Genomic DNA, 16,880 nt, shown 5'->3' on the forward strand with positions numbered 1-16,880 from the left:
CTTCCCTCTGGCTTCACTCGGTTCGTTGCCTCTCCAAGTGCAGAGTTCAGTTCTGAGTCGGTGGTTAGCCTTTACTCAGGCTCCTTATTTCGGCTTGCTTTTGTTGGCTTGCTTGGCGCACTGAACTTTAAACCTTAAACTCTGAACCTTATTTTCGGCCGAAAGTTAATGATAACAACAATGAAACACGATTCCGTTATCATTCGCCACTATCATCTTCTCTCTCCCCCTTAAAATATTTTAAAAGATAATGTCTCAAGGCATGACGTGAAAGGCCTAGAGCTTTGGCAGAAGCGCTGACTCGATTCTGATACTTTTGAAGAGCCCATTCAATTAACCCCTTTTCATAGGTTTCAACGGCTGACTTGAAATCAACCGTGTCAGAGAAAATCGAAGTCTGAGAAGGACTTTTCTCAGCATGTAAGAGTTCAGAAGGAAGAGACTTTTTTCGAATGATTGGATCTTTTTCTAAAATCATGGCCCGTTCAATAATATTCCTCAGTTCTCGAATATTACCTGGCCAAGAATATTGACCTAAAATTTGTAACACCTCAGAATCGACTCCTATAATATTTTTTGAATAAGAGAGATTAAATTTCTGTATAAAATGCTCAACTAATTTAGGAATATCCGCACCCCTTTCTCTTAAGGGAGGGATATAAATACTCATGACATTGAGTCGAAAGTAGAGATCCTCACGAAAAGAACCGTCCGTGATTTCTTTTTTAAGGTCTTTATTCGTTGCCGAAATGATTCGGCTGTCAGAGCTCATTAAAGAGGTTGTCCCCCCTACACGCTCAAATTTTCCATCCTCTAAAACCCTGAGAATTTTGGCTTGAAGAGACAAAGGCATATCTCCTATTTCATCTAAATAAATTGTACCCCCTCCGGCCAATTCAAATTTTCCCTTTTTCGTATAAAGAGCCCCTGTAAAAGCCCCTTTTTCATGACCAAAGAGCTCACTTTCTAACAAAGCCTCAGGAATCGCGGCACAATTGACGGGAATAAATGGTTTTAAAGAACGACTACTCAGTTCATGAATCGCCTTCGCAACGATTTCTTTTCCCGTACCACTCTCCCCTTGAACCAGTACAGTTGCTTGTGTCGGAGCTACGGTCTGAATCAACTCTCTGATCGAAACCATTTCAGGGTCTTCTCCAATAATTTCATCCAAAATTTTCCGCTCCTGAAGGGCTCCTTTCAACTGGAGATTTTCCTCATGGATTGATTTAAATTCTAAAGCCTTTCGAACTGAAAAAATAATCTCTTCAGGATCAAAAGGTTTAGCAATGTAATCAAATGCTCCCATTTTAATGGTTTCAACCGCAGATTTAGGAGTTGCATAAGCAGTAATGAGAATGATCGGCATTGTTGGATTCTTCCTTTTCACCTCCTCTAACAATTCAAGGCCGGTCATCTTTGACATTTTGAGATCTGAAATCATCAAATCAAAAGTTCTACTTCGAATCTTCTGAAGGGCTTCTTCTCCGCTCGATGCAACAAAAACATCCAGGCCCTCGTCTCGAAAAATAGCCTCGAGAGAAATCAGCATATTTTTTTCATCATCCACAATCAAAATGGCACTCATTCTACCTCTGGTTTTTTGTCGCGATGGGAAGCCGAATGGTAAAAGTACTTCCTCTTTCCTTTTTACTTTCGACTTCAACTGAACCATCATAGGTTTCAATCAAGTTTTTGACAATAGAAAGTCCAAGTCCAGTCCCTTTCTCCTTCGTCGTAAAAAAAGGATCGTAAATCTTATTGACATCAGGAAGATCCATCCCGACTCCGGTATCGGAAACAGAAACGAGAAGTGTTTCATTTTCTTCATCGAGAGAAGAAGTAAGGGTAATCAATCCCTGTCCCTCTCCCTTTTCTTGAATAGCCTCGAAGGCATTGATGATCAAATTGGAAAAAATCTGCCTCAGATGTCCTTCATCAAAAAAAAGGAAAGGTAGATCTTTTTGATACTGCTTCTTAATATGAATGTTAGGGAAAGTGGTCTCAGGATGAATTTCATGGATCGCGCTATCCAGTACTTGATTAATATTTAATTTGGTCAATTTTGCATTCGACCATTTAGAATAATCCATGATTTGACTCAAAATACGATCGGACCTGTGAATTTCTTCTCGAATAATGGTGACATGTTGCTTAACATCCGATAATTCATCCGTAACATGCTTTTCGAGATAATAAGCCGCATTATTGATAATGGTGAGAGGATTTTTAAGGCCATGAGCAATTTCTCCGGCCAACCGCCGAATGGCATGAATTTTTTCCCGCCTTAAATGAAATTCTCTCTCTTCTTCATCTTTAAGCACCCGCTGTTGAATAAGCGCATAAATTCCCCAACAGCAAATAGAAACCAAGAGTAAGACAATGATTCTCAAGTAAAAAATTTCTTGAAGGAAAAGTTCTGTTTCGCGTTCCCCCACATAAACCGCTCCCGCATAAAAAATACAAAAGGCAAGATTGATGATTCCTTGAACTCGAATTTTAGGGAAATTAATGGCATTTCGAATCATCAATCCTGTATAAAACCAGTAAATCGGACTTTCAAGGCCTCCGGTCAATGGAATTAAAAAACTTAAATAAAGATTATCAATAATGGAAAGAAAAAAGGCGGCTGTTTTAATTGATAAATCGCCCCATTTTCTAGCTTGAGCCCATGTCAAAACAACAAAGAAAATGGCATTGGCCATTAAATAGAGGCCCGCTTGATAAAACAAAAAACTTTTTGAAAAAAGATGCGTGGTATCTTGACTTCCAGACCCAAAAAAGAGAAAAGAAAAGAAGAGAAGAGCCGCTTTGATCGGCATCATGATCATTTTTTCAACAATCAAAATTCTTCGAATTTGACGATTTTTAGTTTCCATTGAAGTAAGAATCCGAGTGATTATTTTTCAGAAAAGAAGGTTATCATTTTACGGACTAAATATTTTGCTAACTTTTTCTTTGTCCATAATCGAGTGGGAACTTTCATGGTTGAAGGTTCAAGAATTAAAAATTCAATTTTATTAGCCTCAAAACCACGGTCTTGAAAACCTACGCAATTAGCCACTATTAAATCCAAATTTTTTCCGAGCATCTTTTCCCGAGCATTTTCAAAAAGACGTTCGGTCTGGGCAGCAAAACCCACAAGCATTTTTTTCCCCTTATGATTTCCGGCCCAAGCTAAAATATCTGGATTAGAAATAAGTTCTACAATTCTAGAACATCCTTCTTTTTTTATTTTATGGGGAGAATAACTTTTCGGACGAAAATCCGAAACCGCTGCCGTCATCATCAGGACATCACAATCTCGAAAATTTGCTTGAAGGACTTTGAACATTTCTCTGGCTGAAACGACATGAAGGGTTTTAACCGGTAAAGGTTTTAGAGAGGTTGGGCCTGAAATCAAAAGAACGGAACAACCCAATCTCCAAGCTTCTTCAGCAATGAGATAACCCATTTTGCCACTCGAGGGATTGCTGATAAAACGGGTTGGATCTAAATACTCACGTGTGGGGCCTGCGGTGACAAGAATACGCGGAAGGCTTTTTCTCATATGAATTAAATCATTTTCATTGATATCATCATAAGCTTTGTCCGCCCAAGTGAACGAAAAGAGTCCACCGCCAACAGTCGACGGTCAACAGTAAAGGTCTTTATTTCTATGGACTGTAGACCATAGACCATGGACTAATTCCATATATTAATTTGATATCCTTTTCTGAACCTCTTTTAAAATGGCTTCTAACGAAGCCAGTCTTCCCACTCCCTCATAACCACAAGCAAGATAACCTACTTCAGGATTAACAAAAAAGTATCCATGAGATTTTAATTTTTGAATATTTTCCTGAACAATTGGATTCTCGTACATTTGATCATTCATCGCAGGAGCAAAAATCACAGGTTTCCTCGTCGCCATCATAGTGGTTGTAATGACATCATCGGCAATCCCGCTTGCAACCTTTCCTATAATATTTGCTGTAGCCGGAGCCACCACCACCAAATCCGCCCAGTGGGCCATTTGAGTATGCATCATACTGGCAAAGTCCTCTTCATCAAGCACACTCTGAATTACAGAATGACCCGAAAGAGTTTTAAGCGTCAGAGGCGTCACGAAATGGAGTGCATGTTGAGTCAAAAGGACATAGACTGAAGCCCCTTCAGTCACTAAGGTTCGTATAAGCTCGCAGGATTTATAAGCAGCAATAGAACCACAAATCCCTACCAGAATTTTTTTTCCTTTTAAAGTCTCTTTAGACCTCATGCTTCACCTTTTAAGATTGAATGTTGCAATTTTTCAATGAAAGGTTTTTGACGGGAAGTACGATGTTTTTCTGCAATCATGATCGATCGAATTTTCTCAACGGTTACATCAATATTATCATTAACAACCGCATAATCATAATTGAGAATACACTTTAATTCACGGCGAGCTTCATTTAAGCGAATCATAATCTGGCTTTCGCTATCTGTTTTACGACTATAAAGCCTTCCTTTCAAGGTTTCAAGAGAAGGGGGCAGAATAAAAATAAGAACCGATGGCCGTTGAGACCGGACCTGCAAGGCCCCTTGGGTATCAATATCTAAAAGAACATCTTGCCCTCGATCAATGGCTTCATCAATCTCTTTGGCAGGGGTCCCGTAGGAATACTGAAAGACTTGAGCATGTTCTAGAAATTCATTCTTCTCTCTTCTTCTTTCAAACTCTTCTGGACTGATAAAAGAGTAATCTTTGCCATCCACTTCTCCGACTCGTGGCTTTCGAGTCGTGCAAGAAACAGAAAAATAGAGATCCGGTACGAGCTCAAGAAGCCGTGTACGAACAGTCGTCTTTCCTCCCCCCGAAGGAGATGAAAGAATCAGAAGTAAACCATTAAGTGATTTTGACTGATGCATTTACGTTTTTTGAACGAAACCTCATTCAATATTTTGAACTTGCTCTCTGATCTTCTCAAGCTCATTTCGGATTTCGACAGTAAGTTTAGAAATATCTAAATCATTGGCCTTGGAGGCAATGGTGGTGACTTCTCTATTCATTTCCTGAGTTAAAAAATCTAGAAGTCGTCCAATCGGCTCATGATTCGTCTCAACCGCTTTAAAGAATTGATCAAAGTGACTGAGTAAACGGACAATTTCTTCTGTAATATCAAGCCGCTCCGCCATGAGAGCCACCTCTCTTAAAATTCGTTCCTCGTTGGCATGATTTTCTAAAAGAAGATCTGAAAGCTTCTTCCTTAATTTTGCCTCATAGCGCTGAAGTGCCAAAGGCGCAAGCGATTGAATTTCCCTCACCTTCACTTCCATCATGCTCAGACGCTTAAGAATATCCTGAGCCAAAGCGGCCCCTTCCTGATGACGCATTTTCGAAAGCTCGTCAAGCGCCCTATTCACAGTTTCAAAGACAATGGTTTTCATCTCATCCAAATCAATCGAGGGTTTTTCAATCGATAAAATATCTTTATGCGAAAGCATATCTTTTAATGTGACTTCGTCTTTGAGTTCTAACTCATCACATAAGGTTTGAAGAGCCTCGACATATTTCTTAGCTAAATCCAGATCAATTGAAAATTCTATCGTATCTCTAGATTGCTGAACATCAATGTGGAGCTGTAACCTCCCTCGCTTTACAAATTGGGAGGCAATGTTTTTTAATTCTTGTTCGAGCGAAGATAATTCTTTGGGAAGGCCCATTGATATTTCTAAATAGCGTCGATTGGTCGTGGAGACCTCAACCACAACACTACCCATCTTATTCTTTTTTTCAGCCCGCCCATAACCCGTCATGCTTTTAATCATAATCACCCCACGTTTAAACAGTCAGGAGTAGAAAGTAAGTAGTAAGTAGAAACCGACTTGCTTCTTACTATATTACTGTATTTATCCTACTTACTACCTACTACTTACTACTTACTACTTACTACTTACTACTTACTTTCTACTGTTTTTTGCTACCTACTACCTACTTCTTACTACTTACTGTTTTATTTTCTGGCTTCCGGGTTTCACCACTGGAACCCCTTTCTCACACAAGGGACACTGATTTTTTTCATAGGTTGGGAAATCAACCTGAGCTAGAGATTTCAAAGGGAATGGAAAATGAAATTCCCCGCCCGTGCGATCCATCAGACTCGCGAAACCCACAACTTTAGCCCCTAAATTCTGACATAAATCAAATAATTCTAATATAGATCCACCGGTTGTGACAACATCTTCTACCAAAAGAACATTTTCATCTTTTTCAATCTGAAAACCCCGTCTGAGCTCTAGAACGGCCTCTTTCCTCTCTGCATAAATGGCCTGGACTCCCAGAACTCTTGCAGTTTCATAAGCAATGATAATTCCACCCATCGCAGGTCCTACGACCTTGTCAATTCTTTGCCCTTGGAAAGGATGTATCAGTTCCACGCAAAGCCGATGGGTTAAATCTGGGTCTTGAAGAACGCGTGCGCATTGAAGATAAAAAGGGCTATGCCAAGTTGAAGCCAGTTCAAAGTGACCCTCTAACAAAGCTGCTCTCTCTCTGAAAAGTTTTAAGAGAACATCAGAATCCATACAAATCCCTTTTTTTTTATCAATTTTCAATTATCAATTTTCAATTTTTCATTTTCATTTAACGAACTCATCTTACCTCTGACAGAATCTTTTCAAACATCTCACGAGGCCGAGCAGCCTCATATATAGGCCTTCCAATCACAAGAAAATCGGCTCCTCTTTTAAGAGCTTCTCCAACCGTAAGCGTTCTTTTTTGATCCGCTTTCACATCATCAGCCATCCGAATTCCAGGACAAACAATTTTAAGATCATTCCCCACCACCTCTCGAATTCTTTCAATCTCATGGGCTGAGGCAACGATCCCATCTAGACCACACTCTCTTGCTAGCCCTGCAAGATTCGAAACCCACTCTTCCAAAGGAAGAGGAATTCTCAAATCCCTTTTCAAAACATTTTGATCAATACTCGTTAAGACACTGATCCCCAAAACCATCGGTTTTAAAACACCCATTTTTGATGCCGCTTCATGGGTTCTCTTAACGGATGCTTTGAGCATATCAGCGCCGCCCGACAAATGGACGGTGAACATCTTTAATCCCCAAGGGATCACTCCTTCAATAGCCTCGGCCACTGTATTAGGAATGTCATGAAATTTAAAATCTAGAAAAATTTCTAAATTTCTCTTCTTTACCAACTGAATGAGTGGCTCCCCCAAACGGTAAAAAGAAGCGGATCCGATCTTCACGACCTTGAGACAATCTTTTAATTCATCCAAAACAAATTCACATTTTTTAAGATCAGGAAGATCAAGCGCAAGAATGATTTTTTCACAGATTTCTTTCATTGATTCACCTTCAAAGACCCTGTAATTTCTGATATTTTTTTGAAATTAAATTTCTCCATATATTTCTTTAATCCATCGAGAATTTTAAGGGGAGTCAAAGGATTATAAAAATTAGCCGTACCAATGGAAATGGCTGTGGCTCCAGCCATTAAAAACTCTAGGGCATCTTCAACCGTTGCAATCCCTCCCATTCCTAAAATGGGGATATCCAGCTTTGAATGTACTTCATAAACCATTCGAAGAGCAATGGGTTTGATGGCAGGCCCCGAAAGCCCACCTGTAATAGATTTTAATACAGGTTGTCTCCTCTCAACATCAATGGCCATCCCGACCAAAGTATTCACCATCGAAATTCCATCGGCACCTGCGGCCTCGACTGCCTCGGCCATCGGAACAATATCCGTTACATTGGGAGAAAGCTTGGTCAAAACACCTCTTGAAAAAGCCTTTCTGACTCGCGAGGTCACCTCATAAATTTTATCGGGTTTCGAACCAAAATGAATCCCTCCCTCTTTGACATTCGGGCAAGAAAGATTAATCTCTAGAGCAGCCACTTCTTGAATAGGTTCTAAACGCTTTGCTAATTCCTCATATTCTTCATCAGAAACACCATTGATATTGGCAATGACTTGCGTATCAAATTTTTTCAAGAATGGAATTTTTTTCTCGATAAAAGTATCCACTCCTACATTTTGAAGTCCAATCGAATTGAGCATTCCGGAGGGCGTTTCGACAATTCGCTGAGGCGGATTTCCCTTGCGAGGCTTGAGGGTCAGTCCCTTCACCGCAATCCCTCCTAATTGATTAAGATCAACCAGCTCACTAAACTCCTCTCCATAGCCATACGTTCCTGAAGCTACAGTGACAGGATTTTTAAGTTTAAGACGCCCTAATTGAACCGAAAGATTCATAGTTTTTCCTACCTCACCACACCATTTCATCCGCCATAAACACAGGGCCTTCACGGCAAACACGCTTGTAATAACTCGCCTTCCCGTCATGACATTCTACAACGCACCCCATACAAGTTCCAAGACCACAACCCATATATTCTTCAAAAGCAACCTGACATCGCAAATGATTTTCGCGAGAGATCTGGGCCACTTTCGCTTCCATCAGACGAGGGCCGCAGGTGAAAAGCTCGATCGTCGTGCGTGGACCCTGATTCAATTCTTTTCTCAAAACATCCGTCACAAATCCCTTTTCACCTAAACTTCCATCCTCTGTGACAAAAGTCACGGAACATCCTAATTCTTCAAATTCATTTTTTAGAATGGCATGATCACTCGTTTTAATTCCAAAAAAAAGTTTCATTTTAATATTCTTTGGTGAGCGCTGAGCCAAAAATAAAAATGGAGCCACGCCAACGCCTCCTGCAACCCAAAGCCATTCATTAGTCTGTGTCGGGCGAAAACCATTTCCTAACGGGCCCCAGGCATAAACGCTATCACCTGGTTTTAATCTCGAAATTTCACGAGAGCCTTTTCCATAAATTTTATAAAGAAAGGATAATTTTGAACCATCCACTCTGAAAATACTGTAGGGACGCCCCAAAAGAATACTGCCCTTTTCAGGTTTGATCATGACAAATTGGCCCGGCTGGGCAAGACTTGCCATTTTAGAATGTTCGAAAGTGAGGACAAAATGATTGGGGGCCACTTCATGATTAGTCATCAGAGAAACGTGGTCGTAGAAGATCGGTGTTCTCTCAGACATGAACATCCCTCAAAACGTGAGACGCCTTCGAGCGTCCCATTTGATGAAATTCCTGAAGCGATTGAACACAAATTCCCTTCTTCAATAAAGCTTCTATCGCATTTACCGTCGCAGCAGCTCCCTGCAAAGTTGTCACTACAGGAATATGGTGTGAGGTTGCTGTGACTCTAATTAATTTTTCATCTTCCTTGGGGCCTTTCCCTCGAGGGGTATTAATCACCAAGTGAATCTCCTGATTTTTCATCAAATCAAGAACATTCGGACGTCCTTCCTGAATTTTAAAAAGTTCTCGAACAGGAATACCATTGTTTCTTAAAATTTTGGCTGTGCCGGATGTAGATACAATTTGAAATCCCAAATCTGAAAATCTTTTTGAGATATGAACCATATCTCGCTTATCTTGATTTTTGACACTGACAAAAATATTTCCCTTTAAGGGCAGTTTCTGGCCCGCCGCCAGCTGAGCCTTGGCAAATGCACTTCCAAAATCTTCATCAATCCCCATGACCTCCCCCGTGGATTTCATCTCGGGTCCTAAAAGAATATCCACACCTGGAAAACGCACAAAAGGAAGAACAGCCTCTTTGACACAAAAATGATTAATCTTTACTTCCTGAGTATAATTCAGTGACTTTAAACTTTGACCGGCCATGACTTTCGTCGCCAATTTGGCCAGAGGAACTCCAATAGCCTTACTGACAAAGGGAACCGTTCGGGAGGCGCGGGGATTGACCTCTAAAACATATACACGGTCATTTTTAATCGCAAACTGAATATTCATCAAACCAATGACATGAAGCCCAAGGGCCAAGCGATAAGTGGTCTGACGAATCTCATCCATTAAATCATTGGAAAGAGAAAAGGGAGGAATGGCACATGCACTGTCCCCCGAGTGAATCCCGGCCTCCTCAATATGCTCCATGATCGCCCCTATTACAACAGTATCACCATCCGAAATTGCATCCACATCCACTTCAATGGCGTCCTCCAGAAATTTATCAACTAAGATGGGCCTTTCGCAAGAGGCCTCCACCGCCCGAGACATGTAATTACGAAGGCTCGTCTCATCATAAACAAGTTCCATCGCTCTCCCGCCCAAAACATACGAGGGTCTAACCAGAACCGGATAGCCAATTTCATTTGCAATTTGAACAGCCTCATCGACACCGACAGCTGTTCCGCTATTAGGCTGGCGAAGTTCAAGCCGTTCAATTAAATCCTTAAAAAGTTTGCGATCCTCAGCCACATCAATACTCTCAGGAGAAGTACCAATAATCTTCGCTCCCTCAGCTTTCAGTCCCCATGCAAGATTAAGTGGCGTCTGCCCTCCAAATTGGACAATGATGCCATCACATTCCTCTTTTTCATAAATCGCCATCACGTCTTCCAACGTCAAAGGCTCAAAATAAAGTTTGTCCGAAGTGTCATAGTCCGTACTGACCGTTTCGGGATTCGAATTGACCATAATAGTCTCGTACCCCTCTTCTTTAAGGGCAAAGGCAGCGTGAACACAGCAATAATCAAATTCAATTCCCTGACCAATACGATTGGGCCCCCCTCCTAAAATCATAATCTTTTTCTTTCGCTTCTCGCAATGAACCTCATCTTCAAACTCGTAGGTGGAATAATAATAAGGGGTATAGGCTTCGAATTCCGCCGCACAGGTATCTACCAATTTGAAACTGGGTTTGATCCCTTTTGCCTTTCTTATTTTTCTTATCTCGATCTCCTTCATTCCAAAAAGATAGGCCAGCTGAGCATCGGAAAAACCATCGCTTTTGGCCTGAAATAATTCTTGAGTCGAAATCTGATCAAAGGCCACGCCCTTTCGATGTAAAGCCTTTAAGTGATGCCCTTTTTTTACTATTTCTTCAATGTGAAGAAGAAACCACCGGTCTATTTTCGTCATCCCATAAATTTCCTCTGCACTCATTCCCTTTTCAAAAGCAGCCTTGATGAAAAATATGCGGTTGGCATTGGGGAGAATTAACCCCTTACGAATTTCATCGATGGAATCATCTTTATCCTTTCCATCAAAACCCAATCCCTTTCGTCCAATCTCTAAAGATCGCAGGGCCTTTTGCAACGACTCTTTAAAGGTCCGTCCAATCGCCATCACCTCTCCCACCGACTTCATTTGAGTGGTTAAAGTGGGATCAGCCCCCGGAAATTTTTCAAATGTAAACCGAGGGATTTTGACTACACAATAATCAATGGTAGGCTCGAAACAGGCGGGTGTTTCCTTGGTAATATCGTTTGAGATTTCATCCAGAGTATAACCCACGGCCAATTTTGCAGCAATCTTGGCAATAGGAAAACCTGTCGCCTTCGAGGCCAAAGCGGAACTCCTTGAAACACGAGGATTCATCTCAATGGCAAGCATTCTGCCATCTTGAGGGTTCATCGCAAACTGAATATTAGATCCCCCCGTTTCAACCCCAATCTCGCGAATGACCGCAATCGCAGCATTTCTCATCTTTTGATATTCTTTATCCGTCAAAGTCTGAATCGGAGCCACAGTAATACTGTCCCCCGTATGAACCCCCATGGGATCAAAATTTTCAATGGAACAAATGATGACCACATTATCATTTTTATCCCTGATCACTTCCAACTCAAATTCTTTCCATCCAATGACTGATTCCTCAACGAGAATCTGGCTCACAGGGCTATATTCCAAACCTCGTGCAGCAATGATTTCAAATTCTTCAACATTATAACCAATCCCACCTCCCGATCCTCCTAAAGTGAAACTGGGCCGAATGATCAAAGGATAAGACCCAATTTCTTTGGCGACTTGCCGTGCCTCTTCAAGCGTGGTCGCAAATCCAGAACGAGGGACCTCTAAACCAATTTTAATCATGGCCTTTTTAAAAAGCTCACGATCCTCCGCCTTTTTAATGGCCTCATAATTGGCCCCGATCATTTGAACGTCATATCTAGCCAAAAGACCCTTTTCAAAAAGTTCTACCGCCACATTCAAAGCCGTCTGTCCACCCAAAGTGGGAAGAATGGCATCAGGCCTTTCTCTTTCTATAATCTTTTCCGCAACTTCCGCAGTCACAGGCTCAACATACGTCCTGTCGGCAAACTCAGGGTCCGTCATAATCGTTGCAGGATTGGAGTTCACCAAAACCACCCCAAACCCGTCTTCTCTTAAAGCTTTACAGGCTTGGGTTCCTGAATAATCAAACTCGCACCCCTGCCCAATCACAATCGGGCCGCTACCGATAATAAGAATTTTTTTAATGTCTGTTCGACGTGGCATACACTCTCTCCAAAGAATTCGCAGTCCAGTTTTAAATCAAAATTAAACATCAAACAGCAAAATGACAGATCAAAATTTAAAATTTTCCAGCACCCTGCAAGGAATCATTTTTAATTTTTACATTGTCATTTTGATTTTTGGTTTTTGATTCTTGATTTTCAATAAGTCCTTCTCCAAAGGGCACAAATGACATAACGGCTTTTTTCTACAAAAATTTTTCCCAACATTGACGATGAGGGCATGCAATTCATTGTATATCTTTAGACTTTTTGGCAAAGCGCTTTCGAAAATACTTTTTACATCCTCATAAAGCGCATTTTCATGGATAAATCCATGACGGGAAAAAATTCTCTTGGTATAAGCATCCACCACAAAACTTTTTCGACCGAGGGCATAAAGCAAGATACTATCGGCTGTTTCTGGCCCTATACCATACACCTCTAATAATTCTTTTCTTAAATCCGCCGTCTTCTCTTTTTTAAGCTCTTCAAGCCTTCCGCCACAACGTTGATAGAGCCAGTTTAAAAAAGCCTTAAGCCTCTTAGCTTTTAAATTAAAATAACCCGAGGGTCTGATCCACCTTGCAATCTTATGACTTGAGACCTTCCTCATTGCCTCAAAGGAAAGCGACGCTTCTTTTTTAATATTTCCAATTGCCTTCTCCACATTCGTCCAGGCCGTATTCTGAGTCAAAATAGCCCCCACCACAACCTCAAAAGGTGTATCCCCCGGCCACCAGTGTTGAGGGCCTAGCTTGCGATAGAGCATTTGATAGATATTAAATAAATCACTTTCTTTTCTCAAACATATTGTGCCCATAGCAATTCCAATGATCCTTCGAGATCATCGTGTACTATGAAAGTTCTTTTTTTGTAGTCGCCCGATTTATCGGGCAAATCCATGCAAGGGTCAAGAGACGGCTCCATAAATGGGGCGACTACAAAATGAGCCTCACTTTCATAGCAAATTCAAAATCCAAAAATCAAAATGCAAAATGACAACCCAAAATCTAAAATGTTTCCCTTCCCCTGCGTTATAAAATTTTTGGATTTTAATTTGTCATTTTGATTTTTGATATTTGATATTTGATTTTTCTTCCTCCATCATTTCCCTAAAACTCTCAAAAAGATACAGCGAATCATGAGGACCTGGACTCGCCTCTGGATGATACTGAACGGAAAAAATGGGAAATTTTTTATGGCGCATCCCTTCCACTGTTTTATCATTCAAATTAATATGGGTCAGCTCTACTTCTTCAGGATTAAGCGTTCCCATATCCACCGCAAAACCATGATTTTGAGAAGTGATAGCGACTTTTCTACTGATTAAATCCATCACAGGCTGATTGGCCCCACGATGCCCAAATTTTAACTTGTAGGTTTTTCCTCCATAAGCCAAACCTAAAATTTGATGCCCTAAACAAATCCCAAAAACAGGAAGTTTACCTAAAAGTTTTCGAACCGTACCGATCCCATAGGTCACAGCGGCAGGATCCCCCGGCCCATTCGACAAAAAAAGGCCATCAGGTTTATGAGAAAGAATTTCTTCAGAAGATGCAGTTGCTGAAACCACCTGAATTTGACAACCGACTGATTCTAAACAGCGCAAAATATTGGTTTTAATTCCGAAGTCTACTGCAACGACTTTATATTGACCCTTCTCGTTATAAGAATAGGATTTTGGGGTCGTTACAACCTTGACTAAATCTTGGCCGGTCATTCCAGGTACCGATTTTAATTTTTCAAAAAGCTTTTTCTTGTCAAAATTTTTTGTAGAAATGATCCCCATCATGGCCCCTCGCATTCTTAAAATACGGGTCAGAGCCCGTGTGTCTATATTCTCAATCCCAATGATGCCATGTTTTTTTAAATAATCACCTAAGCCCTGTGTCGACCTCCAATTACTGGGAATTCGGCATAACTCCCGAATAATAAACGCCTCTACCTGCGGGGACTTTGATTCCACATCTTCTTCATTCACCCCATAATTTCCAATCAAAGGATAAGTCATCGCCACCATCTGGCCTTTATAAGAAGGGTCCGTCAGAATCTCTTGATAACCCGTCATACTGGTATTAAAAACGACTTCTGCCGTTTTTTCACCTGTTGAGCCGAAAGAACTTCCTTCAAAGGCCGTTCCATCTTCTAAAACCAAAATTGCTTTTATTTTTGATATTTGCAATGTCATTTTGATTTTTGATCTTTGATTTTTGATATTACTTCTCCATCCCTCATCACCACACGCCCCCCCACAATCGTCCCAACCGCCTTTCCCTTCAACTTTATTTCCCTAAACGGAGAATTCTTGCTCTTCGATTCAAAAGGAATTTCTCCTACACTCCATTCCTTTCCCAAATCAAGAATCGTAACATCTCCATTTTCTCCTACCCTCAGATTTCCACCCGGTAGATTTAGAATTTGGGCGGGGCGGCAAGACATTTTATCAATCCACTTAGAAAGCGTTAAAATTCCTGGATGAACCAAATGATTAAGCCCTAAACCTACCGAGGTTTCAAGTCCAATAATGCCAAAAGGAGCCATATCAAACTCCACTTCTTTTTCGACCTCCTGATGAGGGGCATGATCCGTCGCAATCGCATCCAAGGTGCCATCCTTCAATCCCTCTTGAATTGCCTTCACATCCTCCCTTGTTCTTAAAGGTGGATTCATTTTAAACTCTGTTCGATAAGAAGTCATTTCTTCATCCGACAAACTAAAATAATGAGGAGCCGTCTCTGCCGTCACAGGAAGCCCTTTGGCCTTCGCCCAACGGACAAGATCAACTGATCCACGCGTACTTAAATGTGCCAGATGAACCGGTATTTGGGTATATTGACTCATCAGAATATCTCGCATAACCATCACTTCTTCCGCTACACTCGGGATCCCTGTGAGTCCTAACAAAGTGGACATGTACCCCTCATTCATCACTCCCTGTTGCGAGAGATTTTTATCTTCGCAGTGATCAATCACCTTAAGACCAAACATGTGGGCATATTCCATTACCCTTCTCATCATATAAGCATCATAAATAGGTTCACCATCATCACTGATCGCAATCACACCGGCTTTTTTAAGATGCCCAATTTCCGTCATTACTTTACCTTCACGGCCTCGCGTTGCGGCTCCTATGGGATAAACCCTTATCAAATTTCCTTCCTTAGCCTTTAAAAGAACAAAGCCAACCGTTCCTGGTTCATCCATGGCTGGCTCGGTATTGGGCATACAGCAAACAGCCGTAAAACCTCCCATGGCAGCCGATCTCATCCCCGTCAGAATCGTCTCTTTATGCTCGAAACCCGGCTCGCGAAAATGGACATGAAGGTCAATAAAACCAGGGGCCACAATTTTTCCTCGAGCATCAAATATTTCAACTTCACCCGCTGAAATATTTTTCGCGATCTTCTGAATCTTTCCATTTTCAATCAAAAGATCTAAAACCTCATCTATATTTTGAGAGGGATCGACGATGCGACCCTTTTGAATTAAGAGTGATGTTGACATATTGTCCTTTAAATCAAAAATCAAAACGCAAAAATCAAAATGAATCCCTATTGCACAAGCGCTGAAAACTTTTTGATTTTTGATATGTCATTTTAAATTTTGAAATTTGATTTTTGATATTACTTATTCCCCTCCGCCTGCTACTAAAAATAAAACCGCCATCCTTACCGCCAACCCATTGGTCACTTGATCCAAAATGACCGACTGGGGACCATCCGCAACTTCGCTTGCCAACTCAATTCCACGATTAATGGGGCCCGGATGCATAATCAAACAATCAGGTTTTGTATTTTTTAGACGTTGAATGCTCATCCCATAATTTTCAGAATATTCTCGAAGAGAAGGAAATAAATTCTTTTTTTGCCGTTCACTCTGAATTCTTAAAAACATGAGTACGTCCGCTTCAGGAATGACATCATCGAGTCGATGCGACACGGAAACCCCGAGTCTCTCAATTTCTTTTGGAATCAGGGTCCGAGGCCCAACCACTTGAACGTTCATTCTTAATTTTGTCATCCCAAAAATATTGGAGCGGGCCACACGACTATGCAAAATATCTCCGACAATCACGACCTTCAAACCTTCTAATGTTTTCTTTTTCTCTAAAATTGTAAAGAGGTCAACGAGAGCCTGTGTAGGATGCTCATGAGATCCATCCCCCGCATTGACCACCGAAGCCTCGAGATAACGTGAAATCAAATGAGGAACGCCCGAGCACTCATGTCTCACAATCATGCAATCTACTTTCAGTGCTTCCAAATTCCGAACCGTATCCTTAAGGGATTCCCCTTTCACCACACTGCTTGCTATAGCCGTAATACTCAAGGTGTCCGCACTGAGTCTTTTCGCAGCCAATTCAAAAGAGGTCCGAGTTCGAGTACTAGGCTCAAAAAAAACGGTCGCGATCGTTTTCCCTCGAAGGGCAGGAACTTTTTTAATCGGCCGAATCGAAATATCTTTAAAAGACTCTGCTGTCTTTAAGATGTATTCAATCTCTTCTTGAGAGAGATCTTCCAAACCTAAAAGATGTTTACGATTCCATTTCATATTTGCCTCTTATCCT

General features: G+C 41.1%; 15 protein-coding genes. All 15 read right to left on the reverse strand.

Annotated features, from left to right (window positions below):
* Positions 1-199: 199 nt before the first annotated feature.
* Positions 200-1,588: a sigma-54-dependent Fis family transcriptional regulator gene (locus tag HYS07_08540; GenBank protein MBI1871223.1), complete on the reverse strand. Its 1,389-nt coding sequence runs from the start codon at positions 1,586-1,588 to the stop codon at positions 200-202.
* 1 nt (position 1,589) lies between these two features.
* Positions 1,590-2,879 carry a GHKL domain-containing protein gene (locus tag HYS07_08545; protein ID MBI1871224.1) on the reverse strand — a complete coding sequence of 430 codons (1,290 nt, stop codon included), beginning with the start codon at positions 2,877-2,879 and terminating at the stop codon, positions 1,590-1,592.
* A 20-nt stretch (positions 2,880-2,899) separates the two neighbouring features.
* Complete coding sequence (locus HYS07_08550; protein ID MBI1871225.1) at positions 2,900-3,550, reverse strand: phosphopantothenoylcysteine decarboxylase; 651 nt, start codon at positions 3,548-3,550, stop codon at positions 2,900-2,902.
* Positions 3,551-3,697: 147 nt separating this feature from the next.
* A complete protein-coding gene (gene coaBC / locus HYS07_08555; protein MBI1871226.1) occupies positions 3,698-4,258 on the reverse strand; it encodes a bifunctional phosphopantothenoylcysteine decarboxylase/phosphopantothenate--cysteine ligase CoaBC in 561 nt (186 codons plus the stop codon).
* The gene (gmk, locus tag HYS07_08560) at positions 4,255-4,890 is read right to left on the reverse strand and encodes a guanylate kinase (GenBank protein MBI1871227.1); all 636 of its coding nucleotides are present in this window, start codon (positions 4,888-4,890) and stop codon (positions 4,255-4,257) included. The genes coaBC and gmk overlap by 4 nt, the downstream gene beginning before the upstream one ends.
* A gap of 21 nt (positions 4,891-4,911) precedes the next feature.
* Positions 4,912-5,790: a YicC family protein gene (locus tag HYS07_08565; GenBank protein ID MBI1871228.1), complete on the reverse strand. Its 879-nt coding sequence runs from the start codon at positions 5,788-5,790 to the stop codon at positions 4,912-4,914.
* Between the two features lie 177 nt (positions 5,791-5,967).
* The gene (locus tag HYS07_08570; GenBank protein ID MBI1871229.1) at positions 5,968-6,546 is read right to left on the reverse strand and encodes an orotate phosphoribosyltransferase; all 579 of its coding nucleotides are present in this window, start codon (positions 6,544-6,546) and stop codon (positions 5,968-5,970) included.
* Positions 6,547-6,613: 67 nt separating this feature from the next.
* Positions 6,614-7,330 carry an orotidine-5'-phosphate decarboxylase gene (pyrF, locus tag HYS07_08575; protein MBI1871230.1) on the reverse strand — a complete coding sequence of 239 codons (717 nt, stop codon included), beginning with the start codon at positions 7,328-7,330 and terminating at the stop codon, positions 6,614-6,616.
* Positions 7,327-8,241 carry a dihydroorotate dehydrogenase gene (locus tag HYS07_08580; GenBank protein MBI1871231.1) on the reverse strand — a complete coding sequence of 305 codons (915 nt, stop codon included), beginning with the start codon at positions 8,239-8,241 and terminating at the stop codon, positions 7,327-7,329. Before HYS07_08580 ends, pyrF begins: the two co-directional genes overlap by 4 nt.
* A 13-nt stretch (positions 8,242-8,254) precedes the next feature.
* Positions 8,255-9,046, reverse strand: coding sequence for a dihydroorotate dehydrogenase electron transfer subunit (locus tag HYS07_08585; GenBank protein MBI1871232.1), 792 nt, complete (start codon positions 9,044-9,046; stop codon positions 8,255-8,257).
* Positions 9,039-12,314 carry a carbamoyl-phosphate synthase large subunit gene (carB, locus tag HYS07_08590; GenBank protein MBI1871233.1) on the reverse strand — a complete coding sequence of 1,092 codons (3,276 nt, stop codon included), beginning with the start codon at positions 12,312-12,314 and terminating at the stop codon, positions 9,039-9,041. Before carB ends, HYS07_08585 begins: the two co-directional genes overlap by 8 nt.
* Positions 12,315-12,431: 117 nt before the next feature.
* Positions 12,432-13,133, reverse strand: coding sequence for an endonuclease III domain-containing protein (locus tag HYS07_08595; protein MBI1871234.1), 702 nt, complete (start codon positions 13,131-13,133; stop codon positions 12,432-12,434).
* 240 nt (positions 13,134-13,373) lie between these two features.
* Positions 13,374-14,480, reverse strand: a complete 1,107-nt coding sequence (gene carA / locus HYS07_08600; protein ID MBI1871235.1) for a glutamine-hydrolyzing carbamoyl-phosphate synthase small subunit — start codon at positions 14,478-14,480, stop codon at positions 13,374-13,376.
* Positions 14,481-14,497: 17 nt separating this feature from the next.
* Positions 14,498-15,817 (reverse strand): dihydroorotase, encoded by a 1,320-nt coding sequence (locus HYS07_08605; GenBank protein ID MBI1871236.1) that lies wholly within the window; start codon positions 15,815-15,817, stop codon positions 14,498-14,500.
* A gap of 123 nt (positions 15,818-15,940) precedes the next feature.
* Positions 15,941-16,864 (reverse strand): aspartate carbamoyltransferase catalytic subunit, encoded by a 924-nt coding sequence (locus HYS07_08610; protein ID MBI1871237.1) that lies wholly within the window; start codon positions 16,862-16,864, stop codon positions 15,941-15,943.
* Positions 16,865-16,880: the final 16 nt, after the last annotated feature.

The organism is Chlamydiota bacterium (assembly GCA_016178055.1).
Lineage (GTDB): Bacteria > Auribacterota > JACPWU01 > JACPWU01 > JACPWU01 > JACOUC01.